Origin of the sequence: Pseudomonas sp. BR20, from assembly GCF_050780135.1 — a bacterium.
In the GTDB taxonomy this organism is placed as follows: domain Bacteria; phylum Pseudomonadota; class Gammaproteobacteria; order Pseudomonadales; family Pseudomonadaceae; genus Aquipseudomonas.
Map to the genome: position 1 here is coordinate 6,330,336 of NZ_CP172012.1, position 13,690 is coordinate 6,344,025.

Here is a 13,690-nt window from a genome sequence, read left to right on the forward strand (position 1 = left end):
ACACATAGCCGGCTAACAAAAAGGTACCCCATGCCAGATCGTGCCCCTCTCGATGCCAAGACCGCCCGCTGGCTCCCCTGGGTGGTAGCGATTGCCTTCTTCATGCAATCGCTGGATGGGACGATTCTCAACACTGCACTGCCGGCCATGGCCCGAGACCTGGCGGAAAACCCGCTGCGCATGCAAGGGGTGGTGATCGCCTACATGCTCACCGTCGCCTTGCTGATCCCGGCCTCGGGCTGGATCGCCGACCGCTTCGGCACCAAGAAAATCTTCTTCGGCGCGATCATGCTGTTCAGCATCGGCTCCTTGCTGTGCGCGCTGTCCAGCAGCCTGACCATGCTGGTGGGCGCACGGGTCATCCAGGGGCTGGGTGGTGCGCTGATGCTGCCGGTCGGCCGACTCGTGGTTCTACGCGCCTACCCCCGCTCCGAGCTGGTGCGGATCATGGGCTTCATCACCATCCCCGGCCTGCTCGGGCCCTTGCTCGGCCCGACCATGGGCGGCTGGATGGTGCAGTACCTGACGTGGCACTGGATCTTCCTGATCAACCTGCCGGTGGGCATGATCGGTTGCTACGCCGTGTGGAAGTTCATCCCCGACCTGCGCGGCAGCGAGCGCACGCGCTTCGATGGCATCGGTTTTCTATTGTTCGGTGCGGCGATGGTGCTGATCACCATTGCCATGGAAGGCTTGGGCGAGCTGCACCTGCCGCACCTGCGGGTGATGTTGCTGCTGTTCGGCGGGTTGGCGTGCCTGGCGGCGTATTGGCTGCGCGCCGGGCATATCGATAACCCACTGTTCTCGCCGGCGCTGTTCAAGACCCGCACCTTTGCCGTGGGCATCCTCGGCAACCTGTTTGCGCGCCTGGGCAGCGGTGCGTTGCCGTTCCTGGTGCCGTTGCTGCTGCAAGTGGCCCTGGGTTATTCACCGTCCCAGGCCGGCATGAGCATGCTGCCCCTGGCAGCGGCGGCGATGTTCGCCAAGTCGGTGGCGCGCCCGTTGATCGAGCGCCTGGGTTATCGCGTGGTATTGACCAGCAATACCCTGGCCCTGGGCATCATGTTGGCGAGCATGGGCCTGGTCAGCGAACAGACGCCCTACCCGCTGCTGCTGGCCATGCTGGCGGTGCTGGGGGCGATCAACTCGCTGCAATTTACCGCGATGAACACCGTCACCCTGATCGACCTCGACGACGCCCAGGCCAGCAGCGGCAACAGTTTGCTGTCGGTGGTGGCGCAACTGTCCCTGAGCCTGGGGGTGGCCTGCGCCGGTGCGCTGCTCGGCGGGTTTACCGCCGAAGCGGGCAACGACGGCGTGAGCACGGTGCTCGGCGCGTTCCAGCTGACCTTCCTCACCGTGGGCATCATGGCGATGCTGGCGGCGGCGATCTTCCTGCAACTGTCGCCCCAAGACGGCAAACGGGCGGCCAACCCGGAACAGCATATCGAGCATTAACGGGCGTCTCGTCTAGAACTTGCGGGGAAATTCCCACAGGGCTGGTACACTGCGCGACATTTTGTTTTGCAGAGCCAGTCCCGTGACTACCATCGCCACCGCTTTTAATACTTTGCCCCTGTCCGCCGCCATGCTGGCTAACCTCGACTCGCTGGGTTATGTCGAGATGACGCAGATCCAGGCGCAAAGCTTGCCGGTGATCCTCAAGGGGCTGGACCTGATTGCCCAGGCCAAGACCGGCAGCGGCAAGACCGCTGCGTTCGGCATCGGCCTGCTGAACCCGATCAACCCGCGCTACTTCGGCTGCCAGGCCCTGGTGATGTGCCCGACCCGTGAGCTGGCCGACCAGGTCGCCAAGGAAATCCGCCGCCTGGCCCGCGCCGAAGACAACATCAAGGTCCTGACCCTGTGTGGCGGCGTGTCCCTCGGCCCGCAGATCGCCTCCCTTGAGCACGGCGCCCACGTGATCGTCGGCACCCCGGGCCGTATCCAGCAACACCTGCGCAAAGGTTCGCTGGTGCTGGACGGCTTGAACACCCTGATCCTCGACGAAGCCGACCGCATGCTTGACATGGGCTTCTACGACGCCATCGAAGACATCATCAGCAAGACCCCGCCGCGCCGCCAGACCCTGCTGTTCTCGGCCACCTACCCGGTGAGCATCAAGCAGTTGGCCTCGAAGTTCATGCGCGCGCCGCAGCAAGTGAAAGCCGAAGCGTTCCACTCCGACGACCAGATCGAGCAGCGTTTCTACGAGATCTCCCCGGAAGAGCGCATGGACGCCGTGACCAAGGTGCTGGCGCATTTCCGCCCGGCCTCTTGCGTGGCGTTCTGCTTCACCAAGCAGCAAGTGCAGGAAACCGTGGATCACCTGACGTCCAAGGGCATTTCCGCCGTCGGCCTGCATGGCGACCTGGAACAGCGCGACCGTGATCAGGTGTTGGCGATGTTCGCCAACCGCAGTACCTCGGTGCTGGTGGCCACCGACGTCGCCGCCCGCGGCCTGGACATTGACGCGCTGGACATGGTGATCAACGTCGAACTGGCCCGCGACTCGGAAATCCACATCCACCGCGTGGGCCGTACCGGTCGCGCCGGTGAGACCGGCATCGCTATCAGCCTGGTGGCGCCGTCCGAAGCGCACCGCGCCCAGGCCATCGAGCAGCTGCAGAAGTCGCCGCTGAACTGGGACCAACTGGACAACCTCAAGCCGCAAAGCGGTGGCCCGCTGCTGCCGGTGATGAGCACCCTATGCATCGCCGCCGGCCGTAAAGACAAGGTGCGCCCAGGCGACATCCTCGGCGCATTGACCGGCGAAGCCGGCATCCCCGGTGCCCAGGTCGGCAAGATCGCGATCTTTGACTTCCAGGCTTTCGTGGCCGTGGAACGCGGCATCGCCAAGCAGGCGTTGCAGCGTTTGAATGACGGCAAGATCAAAGGCCGTTCGTTGCGCGTTCGGATCCTGTAACACGATCTCCGACCTATATGGAGATCCAATGTGGGAGGGGGCTTGCCCCCGATTGCAGTGTATCAGTCAGTACATCTGTCACTGATACACCGCCATCGGGGGCAAGCCCCTTCCCACATTTGACTGTATTCCAATTCAGAATTTGTATGAGGACATTGCTGTGCGCTCGACCGAAGTTGTGATCATTGGCGCCGGCGCCGCAGGCTTGATGTGCGCACTGACCGCCGCCGGGCGTGGGCGCAAGGTGATGTTGCTCGACCATGCGAACAAGGCCGGCAAGAAGATCCTGATGTCCGGCGGTGGCCGCTGCAATTTCACCAATCTGTACACCGAGCCGGCCAACTTCCTGTCGCACAACGCGCACTTCTGCAAGTCGGCCCTGGCCCGCTATACCCAGTGGGACTTTATCGGGCTGGTGGCCAAGCACGGTGTGCCGTACCACGAGAAGAAACTCGGCCAGCTGTTCTGCGATAACAAATCCAGTGACATCCTCGGCATGCTGTTGGACGAGTGCATCCAGACCGGCGTAAGCCTGCACCTGGACACCTCGATTGAAGAAATCGCCAAGGTCGACAGCGGCTACCAGTTGCAGACCACCTTGGGTGAACTGCGCTGCGAATCCCTGGTGATCGCCACTGGCGGCCTGTCGATCCCGACTCTGGGCGCCACCGGTTTTGGCTATCAAGTCGCCAGGCAGTTCGGCCATGAGCTGTTACCGACCCGCGCCGGGCTGGTGCCGTTCACCATCACCGACCAGCTCAAGGACTTGTGCGGCGAGTTGTCCGGCACCTCGGTGGATTGCCTGGTCAGCTGCAACGACCAGAGCTTTCGCGAGAACATCCTGTTTACCCATCGCGGCCTCAGCGGCCCGGCGATTCTGCAGATTTCCTCCTACTGGGAGTCCGGCGACACGGTGGAGATCAACCTGTTGCCCGACCACGACGCCCACACCTGGCTGCAACAGCAGCAGGTCGAACGCCCCAACAGCGAGCTGAAAACCCTGCTGGGTGAAATCTTCACCAAGAAGATGGCCAACCTGCTGGCGGAAACCTGGTTCGTGTCCAAGCCCATGAAGCAGTACACCCACGCCGAAGTGGCCGACATCGCGCAAAAACTCTCGAGCTGGCAACTGGTGCCGGCCGGCACCGAGGGCTACCGCACGGCCGAGGTGACCTTGGGCGGGGTGGATACGCGGGAAGTGTCGTCCAAGACCATGGAATCGCTGAAAAGCCCGGGCTTGTACTTTATTGGCGAAGTGCTGGATGTGACCGGGCATCTGGGCGGGTTTAACTTCCAGTGGGCGTGGGCGTCGGGTTACGCCGCAGCGCAGTACGCCTGAAGAATGTGGGAGGGGGCTTGCTCCCTCCCACATTTTGATTTGCGGTATGCCTGAGAATAATTTGCTGCCAGATGTGATCACCACCCTTGCCGTGGCGTCACTGATGGCTCAATTTAGCGGCATCGTCCCGGAAGACTCCAGACTTCATGTCATCGACCTCGTTCAAGCAGTCCATGCGGCGCCTGTGGGCGCTGGATAAATTCAGCTACAGCATCCGGGTGTTCATCGCCCTCACCGGCAGCATGACGCTGTGCTGGTATCAGGATGAGATGACCCTGCTGATCCCGCTGTTCCTGGGAATTATCGCCAGCGCCCTGGCCGAGACCGACGACAGCTGGCAAGGCCGCCTCAACGCCCTGGCAGTGACGCTGGTGTGTTTCAGCATTGCCGCGCTGTCGGTGGAGCTGCTGTTCCCCTACCCCTGGATTTTCGCCATCTCCCTGGCCCTGGCCACGTTCTGCCTGACCATGCTCGGCGCCTTGGGCGAACGCTATGGTGCAATTGCTTCTGCCACCTTGATCCTGTCGGTCTACACCATGATCGGTGTGGACCAGCGCGGCGGCGCCGTCAGTGATTTCTGGCATGAGCCGTTGCTGCTGGTGGCCGGTGCCGCCTGGTACGGCGCGTTGTCGGTGCTGTGGCAGGCGCTGTTTTCCAACCAGCCGGTGCAGCAGAGCCTGGCGCGGTTGTTCCGCGAGCTGGGGCGTTACCTCAAGCTCAAATCATCGTTGTTCGAACCGATTCGCCAACTGGACGTGGAAGCTCGCCGCCTGGAACTGGCCCAGCAAAATGGCCGGGTGGTGGCGGCGCTGAATGCGGCGAAGGAAATCATCCTGCACCGTGTAGGCAATGGCCGGCCGGGGTCGAAGGTCAGTCGCTACCTCAAGCTGTACTTCCTGGCCCAGGACATCCACGAACGTGCCAGCTCGTCCCACTATCCTTACAACGCCCTGGCCGATGCGTTCTTCCACAGCGATGTGCTGTTCCGCTGCCAACGCCTGCTACGCCAGCAAGGCAAGGCCTGCCAGGCCCTGGCCGAGTCGATCCAGCTGCGCCAGCCGTTCATCTATGACGACAGCTTCGCCGAAGCCCTCAGCGACCTGAATGCCTCCTTGGAACACCTGCGCATCCAGAGCAACCCGGCCTGGCGCGGCCTGCTGCGTTCGTTGCGCGCCCTGGCGGCCAACCTGTCCACACTCGACCGCCTGCTCGGCGACGCGAGCAACCCCGATGCCCTGGCCGATGCCACCGACAGCAACCTGCTGGACCGCGCCCCACGTAACCTGAAGGAAATGTGGACGCGCCTGCGTACGCAACTGACGCCGACGTCGCTGCTGTTCCGCCATGCGCTGCGCCTGTCCCTAGCGCTGACCGTCGGCTACGGCATGCTGCATGCGATCCACGCCTCCCAGGGCTACTGGATCATCCTCACCACGCTGTTTGTTTGCCAACCGAACTACGGCGCCACGCGGCGCAAGCTCGGCCAGCGGATCATCGGCACCGCCATCGGCCTCACCGTGGCGTGGGCGCTGTTCGATCTGTTCCCCAGCCCTCTGGTGCAGTCGATGTTCGCCATCGCCGCCGGCCTGGTGTTCTTTATCAACCGCACCACCCGCTACACCCTGGCCACGGCAGCCATCACCCTGATGGTGTTGTTCTGCTTCAACCAGGTGGGCGATGGCTACGGGCTGTTTTTACCAAGGCTGTTCGATACCTTGCTCGGCAGTTTGATTGCAGGCCTGGCGGTCTTCCTGTTCCTGCCGGACTGGCAAGGTCGGCGGCTGAACAAGGTGCTGGCCAACACCCTGACCTGCAACAGCATTTACCTGCGCCAGATCATGCAGCAATACGCCGCCGGCAAGAGCGACGACCTGGCTTACCGCCTGGCCCGGCGCAATGCCCACAACGCCGATGCGGCGCTGTCCACCACCTTGGCGAATATGCTGATGGAACCTGGTCATTTCCGTAAGGAAGCGGATGTGGGCTTCCGCTTCCTGGTGCTGTCGCACACCTTGCTAAGCTACCTGTCGGGGCTCGGCGCACACCGCGAAACCCAGCTGCCGGCCGAGGTGCGTGAACACTTGATCGATGGCGCCGGCAATAGCCTGGCGGCGAGCATTGATGAAATCGCCACGGGCCTGGCGAACAAGCAGCCGATTGCGATTCAGAGCGATGCCGAGGAGGCCTTAGCGGCGGACCTGGAGCAGATGCCGGATGAGATTGATGAAGGGCAGCGGTTGGTGCAGACGCAGTTGGCGTTGATATGCAGACAGTTGGGACCGTTGCGCACCTTGGCGGCGCATTTGATCAAAGACACCAGCGCGGCTTAGGCCGCTATCGGGGGCCCGCACAGGCACTACATACCATGGGCTTTCCTCAACCGCTCATAACTGCCATCCGCCTTCATCCTGGCAATCTCGCGGTCAAAACCGGCAACGATCTGCGCATGCTCAGGGTGCTTCAGGCTCACCAGAATATGCAGGCTGTTTTCGCTCAGCGCCTTGGGTAAAAACTCCACCGAATTGCGCACCCGCGCCGATTCCCGCGACAGGTAATAGCGCGCCACATACTCATCCTCCACCGTCAGCCGCACCCGCTGCGCCGCCAACATCCGCACCGCCATGGCGAAGTTATGCACCGGCACTTTCTGCAACTGCACATCCCCATCGAACGCCGCCGAATAGGCATAACCGCGCACCACGGCAATGGGATAGTCGTGCAACTGTTCCAGGTTCTGAAATTCAATGGGATCGTCACGGCGCTTGATGAAACGCACGCGATTGAGCAGGTATTCACCGGAGAACTGCCCCAAATGCGTACGCGCCTCGTCGTACCAGGCGTTGACCAGCACGTCATAACGCCCGTCGCCCACGCCCATCAGCGCCCGGGCCCAGGGCACCTGTTCGAAGTCACTGGCGTAACCCGCGCGGGCCAAGGCCGTGGTGACAATGTCGGTCGCCAACCCACCATTGATCAAGGTGGAATCGGTAAAGGGTGGCCAGGCATCCGCGACCAGGCGCAAACGCTCTGCGTACACAGGCATCGCCAGCAAAAACACTCCAATCAAAGCAACGGCACGAGACAATCGCGGCATGCTCAACGTCCTTGGGGGCAGGCGGTGGCCTTAGCTCAGGCAGTGCCTGAGGTTCTAACATTAGCTCAGATTACACAAAGAAACGGACGTCGAGAGCACTCAATGATGGCAAATTGATTTCATTCACAAAAATAGTTGATTTAGACACCGCTGCCCGTCGCGCCTACTATCCAGAACAGACATTTACGTGAGAACACACCATGACAGTCGATTGGGTCTGCAAGCATCACACTGACCTGGGCAAGGAGCAGCTGTACGCCATTTTGCGTTTGCGCGGCGAGGTCTTCGTTGTCGAACAGAAGTGCATCTACCAGGACATCGACGGGCAAGACCTGGCGGGCGATACCCACCACCTGATGGCTTGGAAAGACGACGACCTGGTGGCCTACCTGCGCCTGCTGGACCCGGAGTCCCAGGGCGGCGACGTGGTGATCGGCCGGGTGGTCGTTGCGCCTGTTGCACGGGGCACCGGGCTGGGGCACCAGATGATGGAAGAAACCCTCAGGCAGATTGAGGATATCTGGCCAGAGACGCCGATCTTCCTGTCAGCCCAGGCACATTTGCAGGGGTATTACGGGCGGTATGGGTTTGTGGTGGCGGGTGAGGAGTACCTGGAGGATGACATTCCACATATCGGAATGCGGCGCGCTTGAGGCTGCCATCGGGGCGGTGCGACGATTCGACAAGCCCCCTCCCACATTTTGAATGTATTCACCGTTCAAACTGTGGGAGGGGGCTTGCTCCCGATAGCGTCGGCCCAGCCACCGCTGAACTCAGGGGTAATCCAGAACCCGCTTGATCTGACTGAGATTCACCTCGATCCACCCCCGATCAATCGCGCCCCAGTCGCGAATCCGATAGTGCCCGGCATGGTTGCGGGCGCCGTCTTCCTGCTCGAACTCACACACGATATCCAAGTCGGCCAGCGCCGCAATCGTGTCCTGCGCGGTGCGCCGGGGCATGCCGGTGACGTCGGTCAACGCCGGGACGCTGCTGGCCAGCCCACTGTCGATCAGGTACGCCACGTACAGGCGGCGGTAGAAGCTGCTTTTGGTCTTGCTCACATCCATGGTCAGTCGCCTTGTGCGGTCAGGGTTTGCCCTGCAGGTCGCGATACGTGAGGTACACCCGCAGGTCAAATTCCACCTGATGGTAGCCGGGCATCATGTAGTCGCAGAGTTTGTAGAACGCTTTGTTGTGGTCCGATTCCTTGAAGTGCGCCAGCTCGTGAACCACGATCATGCGCAGGAATTGCGGTGCGGCCTCTTTGAACAGCGAGGCAATGCGGATCTCTTTCTTGGATTTGAGGTTGCCGCCCTGCACCCGTGAAATTGTGGTGTGCAGGCCCAGGGCGCGGTGGGTCAGGTCCAGGCGGTTATCGAACAGCACTTTGTCGATGGCCGGCGCGTTGCGCAGGTGTTCCTGCTTCAAGGCCTGGGCATAGGCGTACAGGGCTTTGTCGCTCTGCACCCCATGGCGGTCGGGGTAACGCTGCTCCAGATAGGCGCCCAACTGGTCCTTGGCGATCAGTTGGCGTACTTGCTCCTGGAGGGCTGCGGGGTAGGCCTGGAGGTATTTCAGCGCGGTCATTGGGGTCTGCAACAGGATTCGGATGAGCGCCAGTGTAGCGAATTCAGCGCACGCGGGCGCGTGACCAGTCGACCACTTCTTCGGCCATCAACGGCTGCGCCGCCCACGGCCCCTGGATAAACGGGCAACCCTGGGCCTTGAGCCACTGGGCCTGCTCCTGGGTTTCTACACCCTCGGCCACCACGACCACCTCAAAATGCCCGCACAGCTCGATAATGCTGCGCGCCATTGCCGCGTCCCGCACCGAGCCCGGCAGCCGCGCAACCAATTGCGGATCAAGCTTGAGCGTGTCGAACGCCAGGTCGCGCAAATGTGCCAGGGAACACTGCCCCGAACCGAAGTCATCCAGGGCGATACGCACCCCGATACGGCGCAGCAACTTGAGCTGCTTGGCGGCCTCTTCCAGGTTACTCATCAGGCAGTCCTCGCTGATTTCCACCTCCAGCTGGTAGCCCTCCAGCCCATAGCGCTCCAGCATCTGCTGCAGTTGGTTCACCAGGTTAGGCATATTGAACTGGCTGCTGCTCAGGCTCACGCTCAGCACCAACGCATCGTCAAACGCGGCTTGCCATGCCTGGCGCTGGGCGGCGATCTGCTGGTAGATCCACGTGCTCAGTTGGCTGATCAGCCGCGCCTCTTCCAGCAACGGTAAAAACAGCCCCGGCGGCACATCGCCGACGCTGGGATGCTGCCAACGCAACAACACCTCAACGCCGCGCAAACGCCCATCCACCAGCGAGACCTGGGGCTGATAGACCAGGGTGAAATCCTTGTTTTGAATCGCCGTGCGCACGCTGTCTTCAAGCATCAGCCGCGAGCGGGCGCGGCCATTCATTTCCTGGTCGTAATAGCGATACTGCTGACGGCCGGCACGCTTGGCTTCGTACATGGCGATGTCGGCTGCGCGCAGCAACCCACTCAAATCCGCGCCGCAATCCGGGAAGGTGGCAATACCGATACTGACGCCGAGCATTACATCCAAACCGTCGACCAGCTGGCACACCGACACTCGCTCGATCAGCTTTTCTGAAATTTTTGCCGCCTGCTCCGGGAACTCCAGCTCAAGCAACGCCGTGAATTCATCGCCGCCCATGCGGCCGATAACGTCGTAAGAACGCAGACAGCCCTGCAATTGCTCCGAAACCCAGCGCAATACACGGTCGCCGGCATCATGGCCCAGGGAATCGTTGACCCGCTTGAAACCGTCGAGGTCCAGGTACAGCAATACCAGGGACTGCTCTGTCCGGTCGCTGCGCGATAACGTGTTTTCCACCGCCTGGTAGAAACCGCGCCGGTTCAGCAGACCGGTCAGCGGGTCGGTCACGGCCTGAAACTCCAGTTGCTGATGCAGGTGGCGCACTTCGGACATATCCAGCACCGTCACTACCATGGCCTTCTGTTCAGCGGGCAGCGGCGCACAGGACAACGCCACCGGCACTTGTTGACCGCGGCCGGTGCGCAGGAGTGCATCATGCAGGCGCCAGGTTTCCCCCCGGCGGTAGCCGGCGTACATTTGCGAATCCGGCCAAGTGGGCACATGGGGTTTTTGCAGGAAACTCAGGAATTCCTGGCCTTGCAGTTCCTGGATCGTGGCATTGAGCAGGCGCGAAATCGCCGGGTTGGCGTATTCGATCACGCCCTCTTCACTCACCACCAGGATGCCCTCGGCGGCGTTATCCAACACCGACGCATTGAACGCCCGGGCGGACTCCAGGTCATGGCTCAGGCGCTGCAAGGCCCGACGGTTGCGTTGGTGCTCCAGCAACGCCTGGACCTTGGGCTTGAGAATGTGCGGGTCGAAGGGCTTGAACAGGTAGTCGATAGCGCCGCTGGCATAGCCTTCCAGCACGGCGGCGGGCGATTGGGCGTTGGCGCTTAGAAAGATGATCGGGGTCATGCGCGTGCGGTGACTGCCGCGCATCAAGCGGGCGACTTCGAAACCGTCCATGCCGGGCATCATCACATCCAGCAGCACCAGGTCGACGTCATGCTGCAGCAGCAACTCCAGGGCTTCCACGCCGGACGCGGCGGTGACCACCACCCAATCATCACGTTGCAGAAGCGCGCGCATGCTGATCAGATTTTCCGGGTAGTCATCGACCACCAGAAGAACCGAACTGCCATCGCCATGAGGTGGAGCGCATTCCATGCTAGGTCTCTTCCTTGGGTCTACTCCGGTCACTTCTGAGAGAAACCCCGGACAAACATTGAGGCCTCACTCTAGCCCCGGATCCTGAAAATCAGAAGTGACGTGGATGCCATCATTGCGCCAAAGTTCAGTCAGCCGACTAACGGTCAACCTCTACAGCCCACGTTTCATGGGAAACATGGCTTTTTGGCATTCCCTTGGCGCCAATAAATTGCCAGTAAATGTTTAACAACTGGCCGACCACCGCCTATAAAGAACCTGTCAGGCCCCCGGGCCAAAGCCTTCACCCCCTGTAAAAGGCCAATGCCATGATCGACCTCTCCACTTGGAACCTGAGCATTCCGGTCGGCTCGCCCCCCGCGACCATCGACACGCCGAAGCTGCTCAGCGGCTTCAATGACCAATATTTCCAGGCCGAAGGCAGCAACGTGCAATTCTGGACACCGGTCACCGGCACCCGCACCGAAAACGCCGTGTACCCGCGCAGCGAACTGCGCGAAACCTACGCCGACGGCCGCCTGCGCAACTGGACCTACCCCGAAGCCGATAACTTCCTGCGCGCCACCCTGGCGGTCAACCAGGTGCCCTCCAGCGGCAAGATCGTCATCGGCCAGATCCACGCCTACGACAGCCAGAAACCGCTGATCAAACTCGAATACCAGTTCAAGGAAAAGACCCAGACCGGCAACATCGTCGCCAAGGTGCGCATGCGCCCGGATGAAGATGAAAGCCGCGTGATCATCGTCGCGTCCAATGTGCCGCTGGAGAAAAGCTTTACCTACGTGATCAACCTCAACAAAGCCGGGCTGCTCAGCGTGTACGCCGCCGACAGTGAGTGGAACGAACGCATCGGTGCAGCGTGGGCGGCCAAGCCGCTGTACTTCAAGGCGGGCGCTTATGTGCAGGACAACAGCGGGGACAGCAAGGAAGGCGCAAAGGTGACGTTTGCGAAGTTGGATATTGATCACGAGTGAAGGGACTGGCCTCATTTCGAGCAGGGATTGTCTGATGGCGTCAGAGACTATTCCCCCCTCTTGAACAGCCACTAACCCTGTAGGAGCCTGGCTTACCCGCGATGGCGGAGTGTCAGCCACTATTTCCCGCGACTGACACTTCGCCACCCCGCTAAACGACGAGCGCTTTTGCGCCCAACGTTTATTTTATGGTGGCTGTGTGTGGGAGACCTTCGGGTCTGCCGGGTTCCTCGTATCCTCGGTTTGCGAACCCGCACACAACTGCCACCCCGTCGTTTCACCCCCTGCACCGAAACCGCCACCGATTACCCGGTGCTGTTAATCGACAGCGACCTCCACGCCTGCCTGCGTGAACGCCTCAACGCCGCCCTTGAACACCTCAACCTGATCGCCTGCTCCAACCTGCCGGACTTCGCCGAGCGTGATCTGAATAACGTGGCCAATACCGCACGCATTCTGGTGCAGGACGTGAGCGATGTCTTTCATGTGATTGAGCGGCGAGGCTTTGATACCCCACCCGCGGTGGTAATCAAATCCTAACAACAAGCCTGCAGTAACGCGCAATGCTGTTCACTTAAGGATTGTTGACTAATCCTCAAGCAGCCGGAAAATCCGGAGTCTGATAAGAACTCAGGACTTTTTATGACTGTTGCTCGGGATTTAAGCGCTGTACTAGATTTTGCTGAGCGCTGGTACAGCGCTCCCTGAAAGATCGCCTGGATCTTCGAAGAGTTCCCCCCAGTACGGCGTTCACGGCCACTAGGGTAAACCCCAGATACAGGTCAATATCAACGTAGTCATTCCATACGCCGCACTTGGTGTCCCCGACTGAACGTTCTAAATTGAGCACCCGCGAAGAAAAACATGTGAACCACAACGACCACCGAATCTTCGGCATATGTGCAACTGGATGTTACAGCCTTGTGTATTAATCAGTATTTTTAGATATCCGCAATAGAGCGATATGTAGGAAATACCAATCAGAACTATCCGACAACCCCCTACAAAAACACACAAAGACTCAGCTGAAAAACAATACAATTCAAAAAATAGAAATTGACATTCACAATAAGCCCTCATACGGTTTATAAGTGCATCACAAATCTGCGAGGGCAATAACACTGAGGAACTATATATAAAACGTGTCATTATAGAACCGACGCTCAACAATCAGTCAAACGACGCGTACCAGACTCCTCACTTCTCAATTAAGACGGTGACTGTACCCCACTACAAATTTACTCCCAACAATAGGGTAGTGTTATCAAAGCTTCTGACAGCAGAAAGCTAGCAATTAAATAATGATGTACCGCCTGGGCTTCGGCGCAGGCAGCCACTAAAAATGAACCTCACTCATGGGTGGTCAGGCGGCTATGTGTACTGCGAAAAAAAAATGGCTCTCGAACGACATATTTTTAGTGCCTAAAGATGGCGCAGCTTATTTGTGGGACTATAGAAATCACGTCCAATATCAAATAAGCACAAGAAAATTTGAGCGGTTAGTGAATTTTTTTGCAGGCGATTTCGTATCGGATACAGCCGATGACATGTCCATAGACACCTCCGGGGTACTGTATGAAGTGAAACCAGCCGATGAGTGGGGCTGAGACGTGCTATC

Annotated in this window: 12 protein-coding genes; 8 read left to right on the top strand and 4 right to left on the bottom strand. The window is 60.1% G+C overall.

All coding sequences use genetic code 11. From position 1 onward, the window contains the following. Positions 1 to 30 precede the first annotated feature (30 nt). From mdtD to yccS, 4 genes are all read left to right on the top strand, one after another. Positions 31 to 1,458, top strand: coding sequence for a multidrug transporter subunit MdtD (gene mdtD / locus ACHPFG_RS29220; RefSeq protein WP_431701125.1), 1,428 nt, complete (start codon positions 31 to 33; stop codon positions 1,456 to 1,458). 130 nt (positions 1,459 to 1,588) lie between these two features. Then, positions 1,589 to 2,926, top strand: coding sequence for an ATP-dependent RNA helicase DbpA (gene dbpA / locus ACHPFG_RS29225; protein ID WP_233897098.1), 1,338 nt, complete (start codon positions 1,589 to 1,591; stop codon positions 2,924 to 2,926). 160 nt (positions 2,927 to 3,086) lie between these two features. After that, the gene (locus ACHPFG_RS29230; protein ID WP_131699050.1) at positions 3,087 to 4,265 is read left to right on the top strand and encodes an aminoacetone oxidase family FAD-binding enzyme; all 1,179 of its coding nucleotides are present in this window, start codon (positions 3,087 to 3,089) and stop codon (positions 4,263 to 4,265) included. Positions 4,266 to 4,411: 146 nt separating this feature from the next. Next, a complete protein-coding gene (gene yccS / locus ACHPFG_RS29235) occupies positions 4,412 to 6,595 on the top strand; it encodes a YccS family putative transporter (RefSeq protein WP_131699049.1) in 2,184 nt (727 codons plus the stop codon). Between the two features lie 26 nt (positions 6,596 to 6,621). Here yccS and ACHPFG_RS29240 read toward each other — a convergent pair whose 3' ends face one another. After that, on the bottom strand, positions 6,622 to 7,359 hold the full coding sequence (locus ACHPFG_RS29240) for a substrate-binding periplasmic protein (protein WP_431701126.1): 738 nt from the start codon (positions 7,357 to 7,359) through the stop codon (positions 6,622 to 6,624). 200 nt (positions 7,360 to 7,559) lie between these two features. Between ACHPFG_RS29240 and ACHPFG_RS29245 the strand changes: the two genes are divergently transcribed. Further along, positions 7,560 to 8,012 (top strand): GNAT family N-acetyltransferase, encoded by a 453-nt coding sequence (locus ACHPFG_RS29245; protein ID WP_431701127.1) that lies wholly within the window; start codon positions 7,560 to 7,562, stop codon positions 8,010 to 8,012. Positions 8,013 to 8,132: 120 nt separating this feature from the next. On the opposite strand, the gene ACHPFG_RS29250 is transcribed toward ACHPFG_RS29245, so the two are convergent. From ACHPFG_RS29250 to ACHPFG_RS29260, 3 genes are read right to left on the bottom strand one after another with little or no spacing between them, the layout of a single operon-like run. Beyond that, on the bottom strand, positions 8,133 to 8,429 hold the full coding sequence (locus ACHPFG_RS29250) for a winged helix-turn-helix domain-containing protein (protein WP_053128093.1): 297 nt from the start codon (positions 8,427 to 8,429) through the stop codon (positions 8,133 to 8,135). 19 nt (positions 8,430 to 8,448) lie between these two features. After that, the gene (locus ACHPFG_RS29255; protein WP_027606033.1) at positions 8,449 to 8,949 is read right to left on the bottom strand and encodes a M48 metallopeptidase family protein; all 501 of its coding nucleotides are present in this window, start codon (positions 8,947 to 8,949) and stop codon (positions 8,449 to 8,451) included. 43 nt (positions 8,950 to 8,992) lie between these two features. Continuing rightward, positions 8,993 to 11,098 (bottom strand): putative bifunctional diguanylate cyclase/phosphodiesterase, encoded by a 2,106-nt coding sequence (locus ACHPFG_RS29260; RefSeq protein WP_431701128.1) that lies wholly within the window; start codon positions 11,096 to 11,098, stop codon positions 8,993 to 8,995. Between the two features lie 308 nt (positions 11,099 to 11,406). On the opposite strand from ACHPFG_RS29260, the gene ACHPFG_RS29265 reads away from it, so the two are divergent. From ACHPFG_RS29265 to ACHPFG_RS29275, 3 genes are all read left to right on the top strand, one after another. Next, positions 11,407 to 12,072 carry a polysaccharide lyase family 7 protein gene (locus ACHPFG_RS29265; RefSeq protein WP_027606035.1) on the top strand — a complete coding sequence of 222 codons (666 nt, stop codon included), beginning with the start codon at positions 11,407 to 11,409 and terminating at the stop codon, positions 12,070 to 12,072. 243 nt (positions 12,073 to 12,315) lie between these two features. Next, positions 12,316 to 12,612, top strand: coding sequence for a fructose-bisphosphate aldolase (locus ACHPFG_RS29270; protein WP_431701129.1), 297 nt, complete (start codon positions 12,316 to 12,318; stop codon positions 12,610 to 12,612). Between the two features lie 815 nt (positions 12,613 to 13,427). Next, complete coding sequence (locus ACHPFG_RS29275; protein WP_431701130.1) at positions 13,428 to 13,679, top strand: hypothetical protein; 252 nt, start codon at positions 13,428 to 13,430, stop codon at positions 13,677 to 13,679. Positions 13,680 to 13,690: the final 11 nt, after the last annotated feature.